This window comes from Scleromatobacter humisilvae, from assembly GCF_023231945.1.
GTDB classification, from domain to species: domain Bacteria; phylum Pseudomonadota; class Gammaproteobacteria; order Burkholderiales; family Burkholderiaceae_C; genus Scleromatobacter; species Scleromatobacter humisilvae.
The window spans coordinates 258,766-281,103 of sequence record NZ_JAJLJH010000005.1 but is presented as its reverse complement, the minus strand read 5'-3'; the positions used below and the strand labels follow the sequence as shown (position 1 = coordinate 281,103).

Annotated in this window: 28 protein-coding genes; 9 read left to right on the top strand and 19 right to left on the bottom strand. The window is 69.0% G+C overall.

Annotated features, from left to right (window positions below):
- Nucleotides 1–291 (top strand): hypothetical protein (locus tag LPC04_RS18885; RefSeq protein ID WP_275683814.1); only part of this gene is annotated, 291 nt, incomplete at its 5' end.
- 84 nt (nucleotides 292–375) lie between these two features.
- Here LPC04_RS18885 and ptsP read toward each other — a convergent pair.
- Nucleotides 376–2,157 (bottom strand): phosphoenolpyruvate--protein phosphotransferase, encoded by a 1,782-nt coding sequence (gene ptsP / locus LPC04_RS18880; RefSeq protein WP_275683813.1) that lies wholly within the window; start codon nucleotides 2,155–2,157, stop codon nucleotides 376–378.
- A 196-nt stretch (nucleotides 2,158–2,353) separates the two neighbouring features.
- On the opposite strand from ptsP, the gene LPC04_RS18875 reads away from it, so the two are divergent.
- Entirely contained in the window at nucleotides 2,354–3,190 is an 837-nt protein-coding gene (locus LPC04_RS18875) for a GNAT family N-acetyltransferase (protein WP_275683812.1), read from the top strand.
- A 29-nt stretch (nucleotides 3,191–3,219) separates the two neighbouring features.
- Here the strand turns inward: LPC04_RS18875 and LPC04_RS18870 are convergent, their stop codons facing one another.
- The 3 genes from LPC04_RS18870 to LPC04_RS18860 all read right to left on the bottom strand — a co-directional run bounded on the left by LPC04_RS18870 (nucleotide 3,220) and on the right by LPC04_RS18860 (nucleotide 4,673).
- Nucleotides 3,220–3,489, bottom strand: a complete 270-nt coding sequence (locus tag LPC04_RS18870) for an HPr family phosphocarrier protein (protein ID WP_275683811.1) — start codon at nucleotides 3,487–3,489, stop codon at nucleotides 3,220–3,222.
- The gene (locus tag LPC04_RS18865; protein WP_275683810.1) at nucleotides 3,458–3,907 is read right to left on the bottom strand and encodes a PTS sugar transporter subunit IIA; all 450 of its coding nucleotides are present in this window, start codon (nucleotides 3,905–3,907) and stop codon (nucleotides 3,458–3,460) included. The genes LPC04_RS18870 and LPC04_RS18865 overlap by 32 nt, the downstream gene beginning before the upstream one ends.
- Before the next feature lie 157 nt (nucleotides 3,908–4,064).
- Nucleotides 4,065–4,673, bottom strand: coding sequence for a hypothetical protein (locus tag LPC04_RS18860; protein WP_275683809.1), 609 nt, complete (start codon nucleotides 4,671–4,673; stop codon nucleotides 4,065–4,067).
- 204 nt (nucleotides 4,674–4,877) lie between these two features.
- On the opposite strand from LPC04_RS18860, the gene LPC04_RS18855 reads away from it, so the two are divergent.
- Complete coding sequence (locus tag LPC04_RS18855) at nucleotides 4,878–5,993, top strand: hypothetical protein (RefSeq protein ID WP_275683808.1); 1,116 nt, start codon at nucleotides 4,878–4,880, stop codon at nucleotides 5,991–5,993.
- 18 nt (nucleotides 5,994–6,011) lie between these two features.
- Here the strand turns inward: LPC04_RS18855 and LPC04_RS18850 are convergent, their stop codons facing one another.
- Complete coding sequence (locus tag LPC04_RS18850; RefSeq protein ID WP_275683807.1) at nucleotides 6,012–6,713, bottom strand: DUF4197 domain-containing protein; 702 nt, start codon at nucleotides 6,711–6,713, stop codon at nucleotides 6,012–6,014.
- Nucleotides 6,714–6,724: 11 nt separating this feature from the next.
- Here LPC04_RS18850 and LPC04_RS18845 point away from each other — a divergent pair, with 11 nt between their 5' ends.
- A complete protein-coding gene (locus LPC04_RS18845) occupies nucleotides 6,725–7,225 on the top strand; it encodes a TlpA disulfide reductase family protein (protein ID WP_275683806.1) in 501 nt (166 codons plus the stop codon).
- Here LPC04_RS18845 and LPC04_RS18840 read toward each other — a convergent pair.
- Nucleotides 7,222–8,202, bottom strand: coding sequence for a GlxA family transcriptional regulator (locus tag LPC04_RS18840; protein ID WP_275683805.1), 981 nt, complete (start codon nucleotides 8,200–8,202; stop codon nucleotides 7,222–7,224). The two genes, LPC04_RS18845 and LPC04_RS18840, sit on opposite strands and share 4 nt — an antisense overlap.
- An 88-nt stretch (nucleotides 8,203–8,290) precedes the next feature.
- Here LPC04_RS18840 and LPC04_RS18835 point away from each other — a divergent pair, with 88 nt between their 5' ends.
- A complete protein-coding gene (locus tag LPC04_RS18835; RefSeq protein WP_275683804.1) occupies nucleotides 8,291–9,130 on the top strand; it encodes a dienelactone hydrolase family protein in 840 nt (279 codons plus the stop codon).
- Here the strand turns inward: LPC04_RS18835 and lipA are convergent.
- From lipA to LPC04_RS18785, 10 genes are all read right to left on the bottom strand, one after another.
- Nucleotides 9,127–10,122 (bottom strand): lipoyl synthase, encoded by a 996-nt coding sequence (lipA, locus tag LPC04_RS18830; RefSeq protein WP_275683803.1) that lies wholly within the window; start codon nucleotides 10,120–10,122, stop codon nucleotides 9,127–9,129. The genes LPC04_RS18835 and lipA overlap by 4 nt on opposite strands.
- Before the next feature lie 73 nt (nucleotides 10,123–10,195).
- On the bottom strand, nucleotides 10,196–10,900 hold the full coding sequence (gene lipB, locus LPC04_RS18825) for a lipoyl(octanoyl) transferase LipB (protein ID WP_275683802.1): 705 nt from the start codon (nucleotides 10,898–10,900) through the stop codon (nucleotides 10,196–10,198).
- Nucleotides 10,901–10,972: 72 nt separating this feature from the next.
- A complete protein-coding gene (locus tag LPC04_RS18820) occupies nucleotides 10,973–11,458 on the bottom strand; it encodes a hypothetical protein (RefSeq protein ID WP_275683801.1) in 486 nt (161 codons plus the stop codon).
- A gap of 34 nt (nucleotides 11,459–11,492) precedes the next feature.
- On the bottom strand, nucleotides 11,493–11,768 hold the full coding sequence (locus LPC04_RS18815) for a DUF493 family protein (protein ID WP_275683800.1): 276 nt from the start codon (nucleotides 11,766–11,768) through the stop codon (nucleotides 11,493–11,495).
- A gap of 15 nt (nucleotides 11,769–11,783) precedes the next feature.
- Nucleotides 11,784–12,674 (bottom strand): aminotransferase class IV, encoded by an 891-nt coding sequence (locus LPC04_RS18810; protein ID WP_275683799.1) that lies wholly within the window; start codon nucleotides 12,672–12,674, stop codon nucleotides 11,784–11,786.
- Between the two features lie 95 nt (nucleotides 12,675–12,769).
- A complete protein-coding gene (locus LPC04_RS18805; RefSeq protein ID WP_275683798.1) occupies nucleotides 12,770–13,921 on the bottom strand; it encodes a D-alanyl-D-alanine carboxypeptidase family protein in 1,152 nt (383 codons plus the stop codon).
- A gap of 13 nt (nucleotides 13,922–13,934) precedes the next feature.
- Entirely contained in the window at nucleotides 13,935–14,552 is a 618-nt protein-coding gene (locus tag LPC04_RS18800) for an alpha/beta hydrolase (protein WP_275683797.1), read from the bottom strand.
- Nucleotides 14,553–14,571: 19 nt separating this feature from the next.
- Nucleotides 14,572–14,895: a (2Fe-2S) ferredoxin domain-containing protein gene (locus LPC04_RS18795; protein WP_275683796.1), complete on the bottom strand. Its 324-nt coding sequence runs from the start codon at nucleotides 14,893–14,895 to the stop codon at nucleotides 14,572–14,574.
- A gap of 65 nt (nucleotides 14,896–14,960) precedes the next feature.
- Complete coding sequence (locus LPC04_RS18790; RefSeq protein ID WP_275683795.1) at nucleotides 14,961–16,142, bottom strand: VanZ family protein; 1,182 nt, start codon at nucleotides 16,140–16,142, stop codon at nucleotides 14,961–14,963.
- Nucleotides 16,143–16,173: 31 nt separating this feature from the next.
- Nucleotides 16,174–16,611, bottom strand: a complete 438-nt coding sequence (locus LPC04_RS18785) for a CopD family protein (RefSeq protein ID WP_275683794.1) — start codon at nucleotides 16,609–16,611, stop codon at nucleotides 16,174–16,176.
- Between the two features lie 279 nt (nucleotides 16,612–16,890).
- Between LPC04_RS18785 and hemB the strand changes: the two genes are divergently transcribed.
- Nucleotides 16,891–17,895 (top strand): porphobilinogen synthase, encoded by a 1,005-nt coding sequence (hemB, locus tag LPC04_RS18780; protein WP_275683793.1) that lies wholly within the window; start codon nucleotides 16,891–16,893, stop codon nucleotides 17,893–17,895.
- Between the two features lie 22 nt (nucleotides 17,896–17,917).
- On the top strand, nucleotides 17,918–18,565 hold the full coding sequence (locus tag LPC04_RS18775) for a glutathione S-transferase family protein (RefSeq protein ID WP_275683792.1): 648 nt from the start codon (nucleotides 17,918–17,920) through the stop codon (nucleotides 18,563–18,565).
- On the opposite strand, the gene ybeY is transcribed toward LPC04_RS18775, so the two are convergent.
- A complete protein-coding gene (gene ybeY, locus LPC04_RS18770; protein ID WP_275683791.1) occupies nucleotides 18,556–19,005 on the bottom strand; it encodes an rRNA maturation RNase YbeY in 450 nt (149 codons plus the stop codon). The genes LPC04_RS18775 and ybeY overlap by 10 nt on opposite strands.
- On the bottom strand, nucleotides 19,005–20,072 hold the full coding sequence (locus tag LPC04_RS18765) for a PhoH family protein (RefSeq protein ID WP_275683790.1): 1,068 nt from the start codon (nucleotides 20,070–20,072) through the stop codon (nucleotides 19,005–19,007). The genes ybeY and LPC04_RS18765 overlap by 1 nt, the downstream gene beginning before the upstream one ends.
- Before the next feature lie 59 nt (nucleotides 20,073–20,131).
- Between LPC04_RS18765 and ruvA the strand changes: the two genes are divergently transcribed.
- Nucleotides 20,132–20,704 carry a Holliday junction branch migration protein RuvA gene (ruvA, locus tag LPC04_RS18760; RefSeq protein ID WP_275683789.1) on the top strand — a complete coding sequence of 191 codons (573 nt, stop codon included), beginning with the start codon at nucleotides 20,132–20,134 and terminating at the stop codon, nucleotides 20,702–20,704.
- A 32-nt stretch (nucleotides 20,705–20,736) separates the two neighbouring features.
- On the opposite strand, the gene LPC04_RS18755 is transcribed toward ruvA, so the two are convergent.
- Nucleotides 20,737–21,159 (bottom strand): copper chaperone PCu(A)C, encoded by a 423-nt coding sequence (locus LPC04_RS18755; RefSeq protein WP_275683788.1) that lies wholly within the window; start codon nucleotides 21,157–21,159, stop codon nucleotides 20,737–20,739.
- A 75-nt stretch (nucleotides 21,160–21,234) separates the two neighbouring features.
- Here LPC04_RS18755 and ruvB point away from each other — a divergent pair, with 75 nt between their 5' ends.
- Complete coding sequence (gene ruvB / locus LPC04_RS18750; protein ID WP_275683787.1) at nucleotides 21,235–22,323, top strand: Holliday junction branch migration DNA helicase RuvB; 1,089 nt, start codon at nucleotides 21,235–21,237, stop codon at nucleotides 22,321–22,323.
- Nucleotides 22,324–22,338: the final 15 nt, after the last annotated feature.

Below are 22,338 nucleotides of genomic sequence, written 5' to 3'. Positions count from 1 at the left end.
TTGATTTTTAAAGAGCTTGCGAGGCAAACCGTTGTTTGCGTCGTCGTGCTGTTATCAGCACAGAAGCGGAATTATGATCTGCTTTTAAAACCTTGTCAAGCAGTCAGACTTTCGCGCTTCGTTTCGTTGGCTGCAAATCAAAGTTCGATTTGTTTCCAGCGAAGCCTGCCATTCTATGCCCGATTTCGAATCGTCGTCAAGCATTGTTTTGCAGACCTTCGTCAATCTTCATCTCGCCCTGGCCTGGCATGGGAACCTTCCGGCCCACCACCGCGCTGCGGTCAGAGCTGACTTGTGATCAGCGAAGCCTGCGATTCTATGTCAGCAGTTTCGACTTGCGCAAGCCCTTTGCGAAAAATCGCTTTCGCCCCGCGCTCAGCCTCCGACGTGCCCAGGCACTGCCGTCTGCAGTCGCCCGTAGGTCACCTGCGGATCGTCCGCTTCGCAGATCAGGTCGATATGCTTGTTCCACACCGATGAGTCCACCCGCAGGATGCGCTTCTTGATGGAGGACACCTGCGTGGGGTGCATCGAGAAGCTACGCAGGCCCATGCCCAGCAGCAGCTCGGTGAACGCCGGGTCGCCGGCCATCTCGCCGCACACGGAGACTTCCTTGCCCAGCTCCTGGGCCTTGGCGATGGTCTGGGCGATCAGCCGCAGCACCGCCGGATGCCACGGGTCGTAGAGATGGGAGACGGCCTCGTCGGCGCGGTCGATGGCCAGCGTGTACTGGATCAGGTCGTTGGTGCCGATCGAGACGAAGTCGAAGTACTTCAGCAACGACGGCAGCATCAGGGCCGCGGCGGGCACCTCGATCATCGCGCCGATGGCCACGTCGACGTAGGCCTGCGCGCGCGCACGCAGCTGCGCCTTGGCGCGCTCGATCGCCTCGATCAGCAAGCGCACCTCGCGCAGTTGCGCCACCATCGGAACCAGCAGCCGCACCTTGCCGTGCACGCTCGCGCGCAGGATCGCGCGCAACTGCTCGCCGAACATCTCCGGCTCGGACAAGCTCCAGCGAATCGCCCGCAGCCCGAGCGCCGGGTTGAGGTTGTGGTCGACGCGCTCCATCTGCTGTGGCGTGCGGTCCAACTGCTTGTCGGCGCCGATGTCGACCGTGCGGATCGTGACTGGCAGGCCCGCCAGCGCCTTGACCACCTTGCTGTAGGCCTCGTACTGCTCTTCCTCGCCCGGCAGGCGGCCGGCACGGTTCATGAACAGGAACTCGCTGCGGAACAGGCCGACGCCCACGGCGCCGGCGTCCAGCACCGCCTGGGCGTCGCTGGGCAGCTCGATGTTGGCCAGCAGCTCGATCGGATGCCCGTCCAGCGTGACGGCCGGCGTGTGGCGCAGTCGGTCCAGCCGCGCCCGCTCGAGCTCGACCTGGCGCTGGCGGAAGCGGTATTCCTCGAGCACGATGGGAGATGGGTTGACGATCACGACGCCGGCGTCGCCGTCGATGATGATCCAGTCGTCCTGGGTGACGATGCGGCTCGCCTCACGGGCGCCGACCACCGCCGGAATGTCCATGCTGCGCGCGACGATCGCCGTGTGCGAATTGCGTCCGCCGACGTCGGTCACGAAGCCGGTGAACACGCTGCGCCTGAATTTGAGCATGTCCGCCGGGGCGATGTCGTTGGCCACCAGTACGAGCGGGTCTTCGCCGGCGAAGTCGCGCTGGCCCTGGGGCGGCGGGTTGTCGAACGAATCGCCGCCGAGACGCCCCAGCGCGGTGATGACGCGCTCGACCACCTGCTCCAGGTCGGCCTTCCGATCGCGCAGGTACTCGTCCTCCATCTCGTCGAACTGGCGCGCGATCACCTCCAGCTGCGACGACAGCGCCCATTCGGCGTTGTAGTGGCGCTCGACGATCCACTGCCGCGTCGCCTCCGACAGCGAATCGTCCTGCAGCAGCATCAGGTGGACGTCGAGCAGCGCGACCAGCTCGTCGTGCGCGTCCTCGGGAACGTCGCCCTTCAGCGCGGTGAGTTCCTGCACGACCAGGTCGCGCGCGGCGCCCAGGCGACGCACCTCGGCGTCGATCATCGCGGCCTCGACGTAGTAGTGGGCGACGTCGACCCGGCTCGACGCGACGAGCACCGCACGGCCGATCGCGACCCCGCGCGACACCGGCAGACCGAACACCTGAATGCTCACGAACAACCTCCGCGAACCGCTCGCCGGGCGCGGGCTGGCGAGCCGGCGGGTTCGAACGGTCAATGTAGCAGCAAGGCGGCCGGCTGCCCCGCGCCAACTCGACGATTGCGCCGTGGTGTCACACGGGTATCACCACGCCTTCATGGGCGCGTCACGGCACGTCGCGACCATCGCCGCCATATTGGGAGCCACTTGAATGACCGAGTTCGTCAACACACCCGGGCTGGCCGCCGGCGGCCAGCTCGACAGCCTGCGCCGGCCCGACCGCCCGGCCGGCCGCGCGCAGCGCTCGCACGTCGCCCCGACACTGCAGGTCGTGTGGGCGCGCCAGCTCGACGACGTCCGCGCCGCCCAGCGCCTGCGCCACCAGGTCTTCGTCGAGGAGATGGGCGCGCAGCCGACGCCCGTCCCCGGTGCTCCGGCCGGCCACGACATCGACCTGTTCGACGAATTCTGCGAACACCTGATCGTTCGCACCGCGCCCGCGAACGACGAGCTCGGCGAGGTCGTCGGCACCTACCGCGTGCTGACGCCCAGCGCCGCCCGCCGCGCCGGCAGCTTCTACAGCGACACCGAATTCGACCTGACGCAGCTGCGCCCGCTGCGCGAGCGCATGGTCGAGCTCGGCCGCAGTTGCGTGCACCGGGATCACCGCTCCGGCACCGTCATCCTGGCGCTGTGGGGCGCGCTGGCCCAGTTCATGGAGCACAACGCCATGGAGACGGTGATCGGCTGCGCGAGCATCTCGATGCGCGACGGCGGCCATTGCGCCGCAAGCCTGTGGGCGAGCCTGCGCGAGACGCACCTCGCGCCGGTCGAATGGCAGGTGCGTCCGCGCGTGGCGCTGCCGGTGGACGACCTGAACCAGGGCCTGGACGTGGAAGCGCCGGCGCTGATCAAGGGCTACCTGCGCATGGGCGCCAAGGTGCTGGGCGCGCCGGCGTGGGATCCGGAATTCAACACGGCCGACCTGCCGATGCTGACGCGCGTGGCCGACATCCCGGCCCGCTACAGGCGCCATTTCCTGGGCTGAACGCCCGGACGAGCGCCCGAGGCGCCGGTCTACTGGCCTTCGCCGAACTTGTCGTTGACGAGCGCGGTGATCGCGTCGGTGGCCTGCTGCTCGTCCTCGCCCTCGGTCTCGAGCTCGACTTCGGCGCCGAGGCCGGCGGCCAGCATCATGATGCCCATGATGCTCTTGGCGTTGACGCGCCGCCCGTTGCGGGCCATGAACACCTCGCACTTGAAGCTGCTGGCGAGCTTCGTGAGTTTGGCCGATGCCCGGGCGTGAAGGCCGAGCTTATTGCTGATGGCGAGCGTTGTTCGGATCATTCGTGATGGGAGAAAGGGTCTGGTTTTGCGGCCGCGTCTGGGCGACCTGCATCACGCCTTGGGAAGCGCCGGACACCGCGCGGGCGACCAGCGCGTCGAGCGGCTCGCCGAGATAGCACAGCGAGCGCCACAGCATCGGCACATTGACGCCGGCCACCACGCGGACGTTGACGCCATCGGACAGCCGTTGCGCGACGTTGCAGGGCGTGGCGCCGAACACGTCGGTCAGCACCAGCACCTCGCGGGTGTTGAGCCGCTCCAGCGCCGCGCGCGCAAGCGCCTCGACCGTTTCGGCGGACATTGTCGGTTCGACGTCGATGGCCTCGAACAGGTGGCCCTTTTCCTCATAGCAGTGTCCCGCGACGGACAACAACGCCGAAGCGAGGGGGGCATGAGCGATCAGCAATACAGCGGCCACGTGGACTCAAATCCGAGCGTCTTGAAACGACGCAAACAAAAGATTATCGGCCTGGAAGCTCGGCAAACCTAGTACGCGCAGTCGGGATGCGGGGGAACTCGCCGCATTTAGTGGCGCATTTGCACGCTTCCTTGTGCGCAACGCACCAACTTGAAGCCTACGTGGGGTCAGGTGCGACTTTTTCCAGGTCGAAGCGCAAGCCGTCCTCGAACGGCCTGACGGCGCTCTCCGGCAGCGAGGGTCCCACGGCGCTGGCCTGGTAGACGCGCGTGCCCCGCCCGAAGACACGGATCGCCTCGTCGATCGTCTGGCCATCCGGCCGTCGGCCATGCAGGTGCGCACTGGAATTTCCTGAAAACGGGGTGACCCCGGGCATGTTCAACGCGCCAGCCGGCGAATCGGCCGACCGGATCGCCATCGCGGCGCTCTCGCGCAGGGCGTGCAGCACCGCGTCGACGCGCGCCGGATCGCCGACGTCGGCCGTCGCGACGCCATACGTGATGCCGCCGGCCTCGCAGGACAGCATGAACAGCTTCAGCGGCACGCCGGCCACCGTCACGTCGCGCTGGAAACGGCCCGGGCGGCAGGGCAGTTCGGTTACAAGTTGGGTGTCGGGCAGCGGGACGCTGCGCCAATCGAAGGTCGGGCTGCATCCGGCGAGCGCCACCATGGCCGCGCAGACGGCAAATCGCGACGGGCTGCGACTTGAAAGCCGGGCAACGGGTGTATCCGAATGCTTTTTGGGATCCATCAGTTCATCATTCATGGAAGCACGTGCGCCCCCGACTCACCCTCCTTGGGGATGGGCCGACGGGCGTTCGCTGGGCAATATGACGGACATCACGGTTGCATTTGATACGCTTTGTAACCCGTGCAACCAAGGCGCACAATGGCCTGAACGTCGGAAGCGGCGCGTGACGTGTGACGGAGGGTTCCCATGACAATGACACTCGCATCGAGCCGATCGACAATGAACGACCCGATCTACGACAAGCCGCCGGAGCCGGACGAGGCCCACTGGCGCGAGATCATCGGCCAGATCGGCACCGAGGTCGGACTGCCGCTGTCGGCGGCGCTCGAACGCGTCACAGTGCTCGCGACCACCGGCAAGATCGACCGCGCCGGCCTGCGCATGCTGCGCGAGGAGATCGAACGCGCCCGCCGCGCCGGCATGATCGGCCAGCAGCTCGCCCGCTTCGCCTCCGGCCGGATCCGCCAGACGCCCGAGCAGATCAGCGTCACGCAGATGCTGCGCGAGGTGCTGCTGCAGCGAGGCCGCGAGGCGACCGCGCGCCAGATCGAGATCAGCCAGGCGCTGAAGCCGGCCGAGGTCGTCGCCGACGCCACGCTGCTGTACGCGCTGATGCAGGCCGTCGTCGACTGGAGCCTCGATCTCGCGCGCAAGAATCTCGAATTCAAGATCGAGATCAAGGCCTGGCCGCCGTACGGCCGCCTGTCCGCGCGCTTCTCGCACTCGAGCTCGGATGCCTCCGACCGCCTGACCCCGGTCGGCACGCCGCTGCCGTCGCTCGACTCGATGTCGTGGCGCCTCGTGCAGCAGATCTCGTGGACGCTGGGCCTGGTGCTCGACCGCACCGTCTCCGACAGCGAGACCACGCTCACGATCGAGTTCCCGCGCACCGTGCACGACGAGATCGAGGGCGTCAGCGTCGTCGAGATCGACCAGGGCTTCGGCGTGTCCGAGAACTCCAAGCCGCTGGCCGGCAGCCACGTGCTGGTGGTGGCGGGTTCGCGCGACATGCGTTCGCTGATCAAGGAATCGATCCGCCACATGGGGCTGCTGGTCGACTTCGTCGGCAGCGTCGACGAGGCCGAGGAGTTCTGCCGCGAGGCGCTGCCGCACGCGATCATCTACGAATCGGTGCTGGCCAACGAGAAGTTCCAGAAGCTGCGCCTGGGCATCTCGATGGACATGCCGACGTTCGTGTTCATCGAGGTGGCACCCGAAGGCGGCGCGCTGCAGTTGTCGACGAACAGCGCCGACAACCACGCGCGCATCGGCCGCGACGCCGTGATGCAGTCGCTGCCCTCGGCGCTGATCTACGAACTCTCGCGAACGGTCTGAGCGCGATGCCACGCGGGCTCAATGCCCGCCGAAGACCGACTTGAGGATCGCGCTGCCGGTGGCCATCGGGTCGGCGCGGATCTTCTTTTCCTCCTGGCCGATCATCAGGAACAGGCCGTCGAGCGCCTTGCGCGTGACGTATTGTTCGACGTTGGCGTCCTCCGGCTTGACGAGTCCGAACGACGAGCCCTTGCTCGCGACGGCGTTGTACTTGGCCGCCAGCGACACCTTCTCCGTCTCGGCCGTGACGATGGGCAGGAACTTCTCGCCCAGCGGTGCGCGCGTCTTGGCGGCGAAGAAATCGGTGACCGAGGTGTCGCCGCCGCGCACGATCTTGACCGCGTCCTCCACCGACATCGCATGCACCGCGTTCAGCAGCAACGGCTTGGCGGCCGGCACGGCCTGCTCCGCGGCGCGGTTCATCGAATTGACCAGGTCGTCGACGCGTTGCTGCTGGCCGAGCGCGCGCAGCATGGAGGCCGCGCTCTTCAGGGCGCCGGGCAGCGGGATCCGGACCTGCGGGTTGTCCAGGAAGCCGCCCGGCTTGCCGAGCAGGGAGACGGCGCTGTCCGCCCCGCGCTCGAGCGCCGCGCGCACGCCCGAGGCCGCCGTGCCTTCATCGAGCGCGAACGCCTTCGCGGACTCGCCCAGCAGCGCGACGCAGGCCGCGCGTGCGAGAAAGAGCGCGGCCAGGGCCGGCGTAAACTGACGTCGTTGCATCGTGGATCCCCATGAAGTCTGATCGCGCCCTGGCCCTGCTCGCACCCGCCGCGGCGTTGGTGGCTGCCATGCTATCGGGTTGCAGTCGCGTCGAACAGGCACCCGCCGTCTCGTACACGCTGCTCGATGGCCGCCGGACCGAACTCGCGGCGCTGCGCGGCCACGTCGTGCTGGTGAACTTCTGGGCGACCGACTGCGCGCCCTGCGTCGAGGAGATGCCGGCGATGGTCGCCAACTGGCGCCGCTTCTCGCCGCAAGGCTTCGAGACGCTGGCCGTCGCGATGCAGACCGACCCGCCCGCACTCGTCTCCAACTTCGCCCAGGCGCGCGCGCTGCCGTTCGGCGTGGTCATCGACAACACCGGCGAGGTCGCACGCAGGCTGGGCAACGTGCAGTTCACGCCGACGTCGCTGCTGATCAACAAGCGCGGCGAGATCGTCAAGCGCTGGGTCGGCAAGACCGACTTCGAAGCGCTGGCGCCGCTCATCGCGGAGCTCGACGGCCGGGGTTAGGTCGTGGGCCAGGCCGCGCGGAAGCGGCTCGGCACCGCGCCGGCCGCCTTGCGCATCAGGCGCCGCAGCGCGGTGGCGTCCTCGTAGCCCACGCTCTCGGCCACCTGGGCGATCGTCATCCGGCTCGACTCGATCAGCTGCCGTGCCCGATTGAGCCGCACGCTCTGCACCAGCGCCAGCGGCCCGCGCCCGCTCGCGGCGCGCACGTGACGCGCGAGCGTGCGCGGCGACATCGCGAGCTCGCCGGCCAACGCCGCGACGCTCGGCGGATTCGGCAGCGCCGCCTCGATGCGCAGCGTCAGCCGGCGGATCAGCTCGCTGCCGTTGGCCATCATCGCCGGCACTGCGAACGGGGCCTGCGCCTGGCGGCCGTCGATCAGCAGCACCTTGCCCACCGCATCCGCGAGCGCGATGCCGAAGCGCTCGCGCAGCAGGTGCAGCATCAGGTCGGACTGCGCCAGCGCCGCACCGGCCGTCGTGACCGGGCCGTCGGCGCACACCATGCGGTCGGCGTCGACGATGCAGGCCGGCTCCAGGCGCCGCAGTTCGGGCGCGAGCCACCACGAGGTCGTCGCGCGCCGGTTCGCCAGCAGCCCGGCGGCCTGCAGCAGGAACACCGCCGAGCACGAGGCCGCGACGGCCCCGCCGCGAGCGGCGTGGCGGCGGATCGCGGCGATCGCGCGACGCGCGTCGTCCCGGGCGAGACGCTGCTCGATCACGCCGGGGTTGTCGGTGCCGAGCCCCGGGACGATCCACGTCGACGAATCGACGCGCGCCCTCGCGGGCAACGGCGCCGCGTCCAGCCGCAGGCCCGCGCTGAGGGCGACGGCCTGGCCATCCGGCGACAGCACGCGCCAGGTCGGGCGCGGCGTCTTCGCGCGGGGCGCGAGCGTGGCCGCGGCCTGGAGGATGTCGAGCGTCACCGACACGCTGCTCGCGTAGGTTCCCGGCAAGACGAGGATCGAGAAATCGTGCATGTCCTGTTTCGCTCGATAAATGCCTGATCGGACACTCGCAGTCTAGGGCCGCGACAGGTGCAATGCCAGTCCCGAATCAGGAGACCCCATGCCGCAGACCATTTCCCTGCAACGCAAGCTGACCGAGCCCGACCCGCTCGAGGACTTCGCGCCGCGCCACGTCGACGTCGACGGCATCGCCAGGACCGTGCACGTGGCCGGCGCCGGCCCGGCGGTGATCGTGATGCCCGAGACGCCCGGCATCAGCCCGCACCTGGCGCGATTCGCACGCTGGGTTCGCGACGCCGGCTTCGCCGTGTGGATGCCGTCGCTGTTCGGCCGCGACGGCGCGCTGCCCGACGCCGAGGAGGCCGTCGCCACCTTCAGGCGCACCTGCGTCAGCGCCGAGTTCCGCAAGCTGGCCGCCGACCAGCCGAGCCCGATCACGCATTGGCTGCGCGGCCTCGCACGGATCGCGCATGCGGAGTGCGGCGGCCCCGGCGTCGGCGCGATCGGCATGTGCTTCACCGGCAACTACGCATTGACGATGATGCTGGAGCCCGCGGTGCTCGCGCCGGTGTTGTGCCAGCCTTCGATGCCGCTGGAGGATGCGGCGTCGGTGGAAAGCGGCCCGCAGGAACTCGCCGCGATCCGCGCGCGCCTGGAGCGCGACGACCTCACCGTGCGCGCCTGGCGCTTCGCCGGGGACCGCTTCTGCACGGCGCAACGCTTCGCGGCCTATTCGGCGGCGCTCGGCGATCGTTTCGAGGGCCGCGTGCTGCCCGACGACTCAGCGAACACGCGCGACCTGCCGCCGTTCTTCGAGCACGTGATCAAGGGCGCGCACAGCGTCGTCACCGTGCACCTGATCGACGAGGCGGGCCAGCCGACGCTCGCCGCACGCGACGAGATCCTGGCGTTCTTCGAGCGGAGGCTGAAGCCAGCCTAGTTGGCGGGGCCCATGTCCAGCCCGGCGTGCTCGGCCTGCTTGTCCGCGTGGTAGCTCGAGCGCACCATCGCGCCGACGGCGGCGTGGCTGAAGCCCATCTCGATGGCCTTCTGCTCGAACATCCTGAACGTGTCCGGGTGCACGTAGCGCGCCACCGGCAGGTGATGGCCCGACGGCGCGAGGTACTGGCCGATCGTGATCATGTCGATGTCGTGGGCGCGCATGTCGGCCATGACCTGCAGGATCTCCTCGTCGGTCTCGCCCAGGCCCACCATGATGCCGCTCTTGGTCGGCACGTCCGGGTGCATCGCCTTGAACTTCTTGAGCAGGTTCAGGCTGAACTGGTAGTCGCTGCCCGGGCGCGCCTGCTTGTACAGGCGCGGCGCGGTCTCGAGGTTGTGGTTCATCACGTCGGGCGGCGCGGCCTTCAGGATTTCGAGGGCGCGGTCGTCGCGGCCGCGGAAGTCGGGCACCAGCACCTCGATGCGCGTCTCGGGCGACATCTCGCGGATCTGGCGGATGCACTCCACGAAGTGGCCGGCGCCGCCGTCGCGCAGGTCGTCGCGGTCGACGCTGGTGATGACCACGTACTTGAGCTTGAGCGCCGCGATCGTGCGCGCGAGGTTCTTGGGCTCGTCGACGTCCAGCGGGTCAGGCCGGCCGTGGCCGACGTCGCAGAACGGGCAGCGGCGCGTGCATTTGTCGCCCATGATCATGAACGTGGCCGTGCCCTTGCCGAAGCACTCGCCGATGTTGGGGCAGGACGCCTCCTCGCACACCGTGTGCAGCTTGTGCTCGCGCAGGATCTGCTTGATCTCGTAGAAGCGGCTGCTGGGCAGCGCGGCGCGCACGCGGATCCAGTCCGGCTTCTTCAACTGCTCGGCCGGGACGATCTTGATCGGGATGCGCGACGTCTTGGCCTGCGCCTTCTGCTTGGCCGTGGCATCGTAGGCGGGCGTGGCGACGTCGGGGGTGTTGGCTTCGGTGGACATTCGGTGCGGGGATGGATCGAGCGTCAGGCTCGGAAATGGGCTGCGGCGGGGCCGGCGGAACGCCCCTTTCAGCTCAGCGCGTGAACCTTGCGCCGAGGTGGCGGCCCAGCACGTCGGCCACCGTTGCCCAGTCGGCAACGACGCCCAGTGTAGCGAGGGCGACGGTTTTCAGCCCGGCATAACCGCACGGGTTGATTCGCTCGAAGGGTTGCAGATCCATCGCGACGTTGAGTGCGACGCCGTGATACGTACAGTGATTGCTCACTTTGACGCCCAGTGCCGCGATCTTTCCGAGACCCTGGAACGGATCCGAGGCCGGCCTGTCGTTGCCGAGCGCCGCGTGCCCGAACGGATCCGCCAGCTTCACGTAGATGCCCGGCGCGCCCGGCACGCGGTGCCCGGTGACGTCGAAGTCGGCCAGCGTGCGCAGCACGGCGTCCTCGAGCCGGAAGACGAATTCCTTGACGTAGATGCCCTGCCGCCGCAGGTCGACCAGCGGGTAGGCGACCACCTGGCCGGGCCCGTGGTACGTCACCTGGCCGCCGCGGTTGGTCTGGACGACCGGCACGTCGCCGGCATCGAGCAGGTGTTCGGACTTGCCGGCGAGGCCCTGCGTGAACACCGGCGGGTGCTCGACGATCCAGATCTCGTCCGGTGTCTCGGGGCCGCGGCCCGCGGTGAACGCCTTCATGGCGTCCACGGTCGGTTCATAGGGCACGCGGCCGAGCGGGCGCAGCAAAGGCGGGATGGGTGGGCCTTGGTCAGCCGCGATGGTCATCGACAGGGAACTTTCCTGCAGGCGCAGGAGCGCGCCGCATGCCCGATTTTAAGGCACCGGCCTTCCCGCCGTTCAGGCCGGGGTGATCTGCTTCAGCTTCAGCAAGCGCTTGTAGTCGCGCGTGGTCTTGAACGTCTCGAACTCGGCGTCGATGGCATCGCGATCGACGCTCTCGAGCTTGCGCGCGAGGCATGCGAGCACGAAGGCGTGCTCGTCGCCGTACTTGTTCACCGACCAGCCGATGCCGCCCGAATTGGGGCAGCCGGGCCAGAAGGCGATCCAGCGCCAGTCCGGATATTCCTTGTCCTCGCGCCGGCGCACCGCGTGAACCAGACGCACGCCGACAACGCCGGAGGTGTTGCGGCTGGTCATCCGGTTCTTCATGCCGATCGGTGGCGGCAGTTCGGCGAGAGTCACCTTGACCCACTTCCGGGCCGCGGTTTCAGCCTTGGCCCAGGTGCCGAACTGCTTCAGCGTGAAGTTCTTCTGATGTAGCTTTTTCTGCCGAACGATGCGTGCCATCACGCACTTTTCGGTCTCGTTTCTGGTGAGATGCATGAAGCCTCTGAGAGTCGCTTCCCCCACCTGTCCATCACAGAACGATCTTGACCATCGGATGCGCGGTCAATGTCCGGTACAACTCATCCAGCTGCGGACGGCTGGTGGCTGTGACCGTGATCGTGATGCCCAGGTAATTACCCCCCTTGCTGGGTCTGGTCTCCACCGTCGTGTGGTCGAAATCCGGATCGAACTGCTTGGCCACCTGCACGATCGCCTCGACGAAACCGTCAGCCTGCGGGCCCATCACCTTGATGGGGAACGCGCTGGGGTAGGTGATCAGCGACTGTTCGGGAGGAATCTCGTGCATGGTGGTCTGGTTCGTTCAGATGGATTGCGATTGGATCGCACGTTGGTAAGCCTCGTGCAGACGGGCATAAACCGGACCCGGCCGACCGCGCAATGCGCCGTGGCCGACCTGTTCGCCGTCGATGCGCGTGACCGCGATGACTTCCTTGGACGCGGAGCTCAGGAGCACCTCGTCGGCCGCGCGCACGTCGGCCTCGCTCACCGGCCGCAGGTTGAACGCGATGCCGGTCTCCTCGCACAGCTCGCGCAGCAGCTCGATGCGCACGCCGGCGAGCACGTGTTCGTCGGGTGCGGGCCCGAGCAGCGCGCCTTCGTGCACGATCCAGACATTGCTGTGCGAGCCTTCGGTGAGCCACGGGCCGCCGGGGCCGTCGTCGCGCAGCAGGATCGTCTCGTCGGCGTCCTGGTCGGCGGAGATCTTGCGTGCGAGCACGTTGCCCAGCAGCGAGGTGCTCTTGATGTCGGCGCGCTGCCACCGGAAGTCGCGTGCCGTGACGCAGGCGAGCCCTTGCACGCGCTGCGCCGGCGTGGGCAGCGTCCGCTCGCTCGTGGTGATGAACACGGTGGGGGACAGGCCGGCCGGCATCAGGTGCGAGCGCGGCGCGACGCCGCGCGTCACCTGCAGGTAGGCCAGCTGCTCGTCGGCCGGGAAGGCCTCGACGACCTTGCGCAGGCGCGCCAGCCAGGTCTCGCGATCCAGGTCGACCTCGATGTCCAGCTTGCCCAGGCTGCGCTCGAAGCGCGCCATGTGGTCGTCGAAGCGGAACAGCCGCCGGCCGTAGACGGGGATGGACTCGTACGCGCCGTCGCCGAGCAGGAAGCCGCGATCCATCACCGACACCTTGGCCTGGTTCAACGGCAGGAACTCTCCGTCGAGGTAGCACAGCGAATCGGGCAAGGCGATCATGGTGAAAGCTCCTGGGCGAGCCGCGGCGCGGCGGCACTGGAAACCCGCGCGAGGGGAGGCATCGGTTCGACGCGTTCCTCGCTCAGGTCACAAGACTACTTGATCCAGAGCCGGATGGCATCCCATGCGCGTCCGAACAGCCCGGCCTGGGGCACATCCTCGAGCACGGTCAGCGAAATCGTGGCAATCGGCACCCCCGCGGCCGTCGCAACCTTCAGCGAACCGACGCGCTGGCCCTTGGTCAACGGCGCCACGAGCGGGTCGGTGCGCTCGATCTGCGTCTTCAGGTGATCGCCCTCGCCCTTGGGCACCGCCACGTAGATGGCATCGGCGCTGCCGAGCGCGACCTGGGCCTGCCTGCCCTTCCAGACCGGCACGGGCGCGCCCACCGCCTTGCCGGCCTCGACCAGACGGATGTCGTCGAACGCGGTGTAGCCCCAATTGAGCAGCTTCTGCGCCTCGTCGGCGCGCGCCTCCTTGGCGCCCGTGCCCATCACCAGGGCGACCAGGCGGCGCTTGCCGTTCGGGAAGTCGCGCTGCGCGCTCGCAAGCAGGCAGTAGCCCGCGGCCTCGGTGTAGGCGGTCTTCATGCCGTCCACGCTCGGGTCGCGCCGCAGCAGGATGTTGCGATTGTCCTGGTGGATGTTGCCGAACGTGAAGTCGCGCTGCGCGTAGTAGCGGTAGTACTCGGGGAAGTCGCGAATGACGTGCTGCGCGATCGTCACCAGGTCGCGCGGCGTGCTGCGCTGGCCGACCTCGGTCAGCCCGGTGACGTTCCTGAACGTCGTGTTCTTCAGGTTCCAGGCCTGGGCCTGGCGGTTAATCATCGCGACGAAGTTGTCGACACTGCCGCCCACGCCTTCGGCGAGCGCCACGGCGGCGTCGCTGCCGGAGTCGACCACCAGGCCTTGGAGCAGTTCGTCCACCGTGGGCGTGGCCGTCGCGTCGACATACATCAACGCCCCGCCGCCCTTGCGCTCGGCCAGCGCGCGCGCGGACACCGGCAGCTTCTGGTCGAGCGACAGCTTGTGCTCCTTCAGCTGCACGAACACGACGTAGGCCGTCATCAGGGTCGCGAGCGACGCCGGATCGACCGGTGCGTCGGCCGCGCGCTCGGCCAGCACCTGGCCGGCGTTCATGTCGATCAGCAGGTACTCGCGCGCGGCGATCTCGGGGGCGGGCAGCGCCTGGCCGAAGGCCGCGATGCCGGCGGTGGCCAGGGCCACGAGTGCGAACAGTCTTTTCATCGGAACGCCGACGTCACTCGGCAAAATGGCGGAAGACCAGCGACTTCAGCAGCACGAGCTGGCCGTGGAAGAAATGCCCGGCTCCCGGCACGACCACCACCGGCAGCGCCTGCGGACGCGCCCAGTCCATCGAGGCAGACAGCGGGACGACGTCGTCGACCTCGCCGTGGACCAGCAAGGTGTCCGCGATGACCGGCGGGGCATCGTGCTTGGCGGTGGACGGCGCGATGAGCACCATGCTCCGAGGCTTGTCGGCCTCCGCAAGCTGCGCGGCCGCGCTGGCCGCGACGAAACCGCCGAAGGAAAACCCGCCCAGCACCAGCGGCTCGCCGGCGACACGGTGGGCGGCGACCACCGCGAGCGCGTCGTCGACCTCGCCGCGGCCCTCGTCCCAGCTGCCGGCGGATTGCCGGACGCCGCGATAGTCGAAGCGCACCACCCGCCAGCCGCGCTGGACGAGCGCGCGCGCGACGGTCGTGACGACCTTGTTGTCCATCGTGCCGCCCTGCAGCGGATGCGGATGGCAGATGACCGCGAGTCCGCGCGTGGGGACGTCGGTGGTGGTGTCGACGGCGACGCTCAACGCGCCCGCCGGCCCGGCGATCTCGCCGCGCTTGGTGAAGGTGTTCATGGCTGGGGCAGGAAATCGATCAGCGGCCGACGTCCGGCGGCAGCAGCAGGCGTTCGACAGGCTTGCCGCCGACGAGGTGCGAATCGACGATCTCGTCGATGTCGCTCTTGTCGACGTACGTGTACCAGGTCTCGTCCGGATAGACGACGGCCACCGGGCCGCCGGCGCAGCGGTCGAGGCAGCCCGCCTTGTTCACGCGGATGCCGCCCGGCCCGGCGAGGCCCGCGGACTTGATGCGCGACTTGCAGTGGTCGAACCCGGCCTGGGCACCGACCAGCGCGCAGCTGTCCTCGCCCGGCTTGCGCTCGTTGAGGCAAAAGAAGATTTGGTGCTTGTAGTACATGGCCTGCATTGTAGGAAGACGGGACGGCAGAGCTGCGCGAAGCGGCCCTGGGCGGGCCGGGTGGGTCACGCCAGACCTGCGCCGTCGCTGCGCACGAGGCGCCCGAACAGCGTGGCCCCGGCCGCGAACGGCCACAGCCAGCCGACCCACTGGGCGAGTCCGTGGAAATGGATGAAGCGGCCCTGCTCCCATTGCTGCAGGCTCTCGGCGTAGTACGGATCGGACGGCGCCTGCGCCACCAGCGCGACGTTGACGCACAACGCCACCAGCCCCAGCGCGGCCGCCGGACGCTCGCCGATGAAGACGCAGGCCAGCGCCAGCAGCGCGCCGAGCGCCAGTCCGATCGGCACGGTCGACGTCACCCAGCCGAGCGCGTGCACCGGACCGAAGTTGAGCGCGGCCGACAGCGTGTTGGCCGCCAGGCCCACCGCCACGGCGACCGGCACCAGCAGCGCGCGGCGCCAGCCTCGCCGCGTGATCGAGAATGCCAGCAGGCACGGGCCCAGCAGGCCGATCGCCACCGCGAAGCCTTCGGCGGCCTGCGACATCGTGCCGGTGTTCTCGCCCAGGCTGGCCCAGAACCAGCCGAACCAGGGCGCCAGCGGGTGGTCGCTCAGCAGGTCGTACGCGGCCTCCTGCACGCGTTCCCACGACACGCCCTGGCCGAAGGGGATCGTGCTCGGATACAGGAAGCCCACCGGCCACAGCACCAGCAGCGCGATCGTCGCGCCGCTGTGCGGCACGAACCAGTTCTCGCGCAGCGTCGACCAGCGCACGCCCAGGCCGGCTGAATGGATGGCGACCGCCAGGCTCAGGCCGGCGGCGGCCCCCAGCGAGTTGAGCGCCCAGTCCATCAGCGACGAATAGCGCCCCGGCAGGAAGTGCTGCGTGAACTCCATCGCCCACGACAGCACCGACGGAAAGACGAGGCCGACCAGCCCGGCGACGACCGGCCGGCGCCCGAGCCGCAGCGCGCTGGCGTAGACGAGCGCGCCCAGCGGCATGTAGCCCACGAAGTTGGACCAGTCGTCGAAGCCGCCGTGGTAGCGCGGCCAGCGCAGCACCAGCAGCGCCGACAGCGGCTGCCCGGCCGGCCAGAACCAGCCGCTGAACGGATACAGGCTCGCGTAGATCACCAGTCCGGTGAAGACGACGGCCAGCGTCAGCGCGGAGCTCTCGCGCGGACGCGCAGGCGCGCCGGCCGGCAGGCGCGGGATGCGCGCGGCGGCGCGGGGGGGCGGGGCCATCGCTGCAGTCGCCTGAAGGCCGCGCCGCCGCTCAGAACGGCCGGACGACGACCAGGATGACGATGGCCGCGAACAGCAGCACCGCCATCTCGTTGAACACCCGGAACCAGCGCTCGCGGCGGCGGTTCTCGAGCTTCTCGAAGCTGCGCAGCATGCCGCGGCACATGTGGTGGTAGCCGATCGCCACGACCACCAGCAGCAGCTTGGCGTGCAGCCAGTACTGACCGCGCAGCACGAACGGCTCGAGCGCGACCAGCGTGATTCCCAGGACGATCGCGACCACCATCAGCAGGCTGGCGAAGCGGTACAGCTTGCGCGCCATCAGCAGCAGGCGCTCGCGTTCGGCGTGGCTGTCGCTGGGCACCTGGGTCAGGTTGACGAAGATCCGCGGCAGGTAGAACAGCCCCGCGAACCAGCTGGAGACGAAGACGATGTGCAGGGCCTTGACCCAGGGGAGAAGTCCGATCATCCGGCCATTATGTCGGCCGACTCGGCGCGTCCCTGGCACGAACCGCGCGGCGCGGTCCAAAAGAAAGAGCCCCGGTATCCACGAGGTGGACGACCGAGGCTGCAAAGCCTTGACGCTGTCATCACGCAAGGCACCTGCTCAGGGAGGAAAAGCAGGGGACAATATCCTCACGGACATCGTCCGAAACGGAATGTAGCAGATCATGCGCCTTGCGCGACAGCAAACTGCTGTCAACAGCACGACTGATCAGTGTTTTTGAAGTAAAAGGTTGATTCGACTGTGTCGCACCTGCCCCCATTTCCCGCCAGCCGCCCGCGCCGGATGCGCCGCGATGCCTTCAGCCGCGAGCTGATGCGCGAGCACCGGCTGAGCGCCGGCAACTTCATCCTGCCGGTGTTCGTGATCGACGGCCACAACCAGGTGCAGGACATCCCCAGCATGCCGGGCGTGCAGCGCCTGACGGTCGACCGGCTGCTGGGCGTGGCCGAGCAATGCGTCAGCCTGGGCGTGCCCGCGCTGGCCCTGTTCCCGGCCATCGAGCCGCACCTGAAGACGCCCGACGGCGCCGAGGCGCTGAACCCGGACGGCCTCATCCCGCGCACCGTGCGCGCGCTGAAGAAGCAGTTCCCCGAGCTGGGCGTGATGACCGACGTCGCGCTCGATCCGTTCACGTCGCACGGCCAGGACGGCCTGCTCGACGAGACGGGCTACATCGTCAACGACACCACCGTGGCCGTGCTGACCCGCCAGGCCCGCGTGCAGGCCGAGGCCGGCGTCGACATCGTCGCCCCCAGCGACATGATGGACGGCCGCATCGGCGCGATCCGCGCGATGCTGGAGGCCGACGGCCACCTGCACACGCGCATCATGGCCTACAGCGCCAAGTACGCGAGCGCGTTCTACGGCCCGTTCCGCGACGCGGTGCAATCGGCGGCGAACCTGGGCAGGAGCAACAAGAAGGTCTACCAGATGGACCCGGCCAACGCCGACGAGGCCCTGCGCGAAGTCGCGCTCGACATCGCCGAAGGCGCCGACATGGTGATGGTCAAGCCCGGCATGCCGTACCTGGACATCGTGCGCCGCGTGAAGGACGAGTTCCGCATGCCGACCTACGTCTACCAGGTCAGCGGCGAGTACTCGATGCTCAAGGGCGCCGCGATGAACGGCTGGATGGACGGCGAGGCCGTGATGATGGAGTCGCTGCTGGCGTTCCGGCGCGCCGGCGCCGACGGCGTGCTGACCTACTTCGCGCTGGAAGCGGCGCGGGTGCTCAAGCGAGGCTGAACGACCGGTGGCGGGGACCGCGATGAAGCTGCATTTCTCCCGCAACCCCAATCCCCGGCTGGCAGTGGCCGTCGCGCGCCACCTCGACGCGCCGGTCTCGTTCGTCTTCGCGGCGCCGTTCGCGCCCGGCCAGGCCGAGCGCTACCGGTCGATGAACCCGTCGTTGCGCATTCCCATCCTCGAGGAAGACGACGGCAGCGCGCTGTTCGAGGCCGACGCGATCGCGTGTCGGCTTTCGCAGCTCACGGGCTCGGAATTCTGGCGCACGGGGCGCGAACTGCCCGACATGATCCGCTGGGTGAGCTGGGCGCGCGACCACTTCATGCGCGCCTGCGACGTCGTCCACTTCGAACGCGGCACGAAGCAGCGCTACCGCATCGGGCCGATCGACGAGGCGCTCGTCGCCGAAGGCCTGGGCGTGTTCCACGAGAGCGCCGCCATCCTCGACGCGCACCTGCGCAGGCGCGACTGGCTGCTCGCCAGCGGCCTGAGCTATGCCGACTTCCGCATGGCCGCCTTCCTGCCCTTCAACGACGCGGCGCGGATGCCTCTGGACGACTATCCGGCCGTGGTCGCCTGGTACGCACGCCTGCAGGCGCTGCCGGCGTGGTCCGACCCGTTCGCCGGGCTGGACGCGCCCCAGCTGCCGCGCGTGCCGGCTCAGGCGTAGGGATCGGGAAAGCCCAGCCCGGCCAGCACCTCGGTCTCCCGCGCCTCCATGCACGCGGCCTCGTCGTCGACCTCGTGGTCGTAGCCCTGCGCGTGCAGCGTGCCGTGCACCAGCAGGTGTGCGTAGTGCGCCACGAGGTCGATCTCCTGCTCGCGCGCCTCGCGCTCGACCACCGGCGCGCACAGCACCAGGTCGGCCTCGATCTCGGGCTCCTGCACGTAGTCGAAGGTCAGCACGTTGGTCGCGTAGTCCTTGTGGCGGTATTCGCGGTTGAGCGTGCGGCCTTCGTCCTCGCCGACGATGCGCACGGTGATGGCCGCCGGCAGTTCCAGCCCGGCGCGGATCCAGCGGGCGACCTTGTGGCGCGGCAGCAGCGCGCGGTGCGTGGCGTCGGCGAACTGCAGGCTCAGTTGCAGGTCGGGCAGGGGGGTGCGGGCCATCAGGAACGTCCTCCGCGGCTGCTGCGCCGGCCTTCCTGGAACGTGGCCGGCGCGGGCGCGGCGCGTTCGGGGCGTTCGGCGGGCGCGCCGTTCTCGCCGCGCGACGAGGCCGCCTCGTAGGCCTCGACGATGCGCGCGACCAGCGGATGGCGCACGACGTCCGACGCGCCGAAGCGCGTCACCGCGATGCCCGCGACATCGCGCAGGATCTCCGACGCGTCGGCCAGCCCGCTGCGGGCGCCGCGCGGCAGGTCGACCTGCGTCAGGTCGCCGGTGACGACCGCCTTGGTGCCGAAGCCGATGCGCGTCAGGAACATCTTCATCTGCTCGGGCGTGGCGTTCTGCGCCTCGTCGAGGATCACGAACGCGTGGTTGAGCGTGCGCCCGCGCATGAATGCGAGCGGGGCGATCTCGATGGCACCGCGCTCGAAGGCCTTGGTCACGCGCTCGTAGCCCATCAGGTCGTGCAGCGCGTCGTACAGCGGGCGCAGGTAGGGGTCGACCTTCTGCGACAGGTCGCCCGGCAGGAAGCCGAGCCGCTCGCCGGCCTCGACCGCCGGCCGCGTCAGCACGATGCGCTGCACGCTCGCGCGCTCGAGGGCGTCGACCGCGCACGCCACCGCGAGAAAGGTCTTGCCCGTGCCGGCCGGGCCGAGGCCGATCGTGATGTCGTGCGACAGGATCTGGCGCAGGTACTGCACCTGGTTGGGCGTGCGGCCGATCAGGTTGGCGCGCCGCGTGTGCAGCACGATCTCGCCGCCCGCGGCGGGCTCGGCCGGCGGCACCGGCTTGGCGTGGCCCTGGATCACGTCGCGCTGCGCGTCGTGGAGCATCAGCTGCAGCTGCTCCTCGTCGATCGGTCGGCCGCTGCGCTCGTACAGCGCCTCGATCAGCGCCAGCGCGCGCGGCGCCTGCAGCTTGCCGCCCTCGACGCGGAAGTGCTCCTGGCGCCGCGTGATGACGACGTTGAGCCCCTGCTCGATCGCGCGCAGGTTCTCGTCGAGGACGCCGCAGACGTGCGCGAGGCGTTCGTTGTCGGGTGGGGAGAAGGCGCGGCGGACGATCACGTGGGTGGGTGCGTTGGAGGGAGCGAGGCGCGATTGTCCGTCCAACCGATAATCGCCGCATGATCGGTCGTCTCACGGGCATCGTCGCGGAAAAAACGCCCCCGCAGGTTCTGCTGGACGTGCAGGGGGTCGGCTACGAGGTCGACGTGCCGATGAGCACGTTCTGCAACCTGCCGGGCCTCGGCGAACGCGTGACCCTGCTGACGCATTTCGTCGTGCGCGAGGACGCGCAGCAGCTGTTCGCCTTCCTCACGCCGGAGGAGCGCGCGACCTTCCGCACGCTGATCAAGATCTCCGGCGTCGGGCCGCGCACCGCGCTCGGCATCCTGTCGGGGCTGTCGGTAGCCGACCTCGCCGGCGCCGTCGCGCGCCAGGAAGGCGGCCGGCTGCAGAAGGTGCCGGGCATCGGCAAGAAGACCGCCGAGCGCCTGCTGCTCGAACTCAAGGGCAAGCTCGGGCCGGAGCTCGTCGTCAGCGGCGCGGCGATCGCCAGCGACGCGCAGGGCGACATCGTGCAGGCGCTGATCGCGCTCGGCTACAACGAGAAGGAAGCGGCGATGGCGATCAAGGGGCTGCCGAAGGACGTCGGGGTCAGCGACGGCATCAAGCTGGCGATGAAGGCCTTGTCGTAGCGCCCCATGGCCTGACACGCCTTCGGGAGTCGTCAGTTCTGCCGCGCGACGGCCTTCACGTCCACCGTCTCGCGCTTGCCCTTCGCGTCCTCGACGACCAGCTTGATCGGCACCACGTCGCCCGCCTTCAACGGCGCCTTCAGGCCGGTGAGCATCACGTGCAGCCCGTTGGGCTTGAATTCCACCGGCTGGCCCGCCGGCAGCGGCACGGCGTCGACGGCACGCATCTTCATCAGGTCGCCGTCCATCTTCATCTCGTGCACGTCCACCGCGGCGGCCACCGGCGAGCTGGCGGACACCAGCTTGCCGCCCCTGGCCGAGGTGATCGTCAGGTAGGCGGCCGTCGTCGTCTGCTGGGCGACGGTGCTGCGCACCCAGGGCTTGTCGACGGTGACCTGGGCGTTGGCGGCGGCGGTCGCGAACACGGCGACGGCGGCAAAAGCGGCGATTTTCATCATCAAGGACGTCCGGAGCGATTCAATTGCTCGTCATCGTAGCCGCAGGCTCGACTAAGCGCTGATAATCACTGCATGTCCATACAGACCGACGATTTCAACGGCGCCGGTGCTCGCGATCCGCGTCCCGCGCGCGTCGTCGGCGCCAATCCGACGTCGCCCAACGAAGAGGCGATGGAACGCGCGCTGCGCCCCAAGCGGCTGGACGACTACGTCGGCCAGGTCAAGGCACGCGAGCAGCTCGACATCTTCATCGGCGCCGCCCGCAAGCGCGCGGAGTCGCTCGACCACGTGCTGCTGTTCGGCCCGCCGGGCCTGGGCAAGACCACGCTCTCCCACATCATCGCGGCCGAACTGGGCGTCAACCTGCGCCAGACCTCCGGCCCGGTGCTGGAGAAGCCGAAGGATCTGGCGGCCATCCTGACCGGCCTCGAGCGCAACGACGTGCTGTTCATCGACGAGATCCACCGCCTGTCGCCGGTCGTCGAGGAGATCCTGTACCCGGCGCTGGAAGACTTCCAGATCGACATCATGATCGGCGACGGCCCCGCCGCCCGCTCGATCAAGCTCGACCTGCAGCCGTTCACGCTGGTGGGCGCCACCACGCGCGCCGGCATGCTCACCAACCCGCTGCGCGACCGCTTCGGCATCGTCGCGCGGCTGGAGTTCTACACCGCCGACGAACTCGCCGCCATCGTCACCCGCTCGGCCGGCCTGCTGGGCGTGCCCATCGATCCGGACGGCGCCTTCGAGCTCGCCCGCCGTTCGCGCGGCACGCCCCGCATTGCCAACCGCCTGTTGCGCCGCGTGCGCGACTACGCCGACGTCAAGGCCCAGGGCCGCATCACCGTGCCGGTGGCCAACCTGGCGCTCGCGATGCTCGACGTCGATCCGCAAGGCTTCGACGTGATGGACCGCAAGCTGCTCGAGGCCATCGTGCACCGCTTCGACGGCGGCCCCGTCGGCCTGGACAACGTCGCCGCGGCCATCGGCGAGGAGTCGGGCACGATCGAGGACGTCATCGAGCCCTACCTGATCCAGCAGGGCTACCTGCAGCGCACGCCGCGCGGACGCATCGCGACGGTGGCGGCGTATCGGCACCTGGGGCTGGCGCCGCCCGCGCGCAACGGCTCGGACCTTTTCGGCGTCCCGCCCGAATTCTGAGCGCCGAGGGCGGCG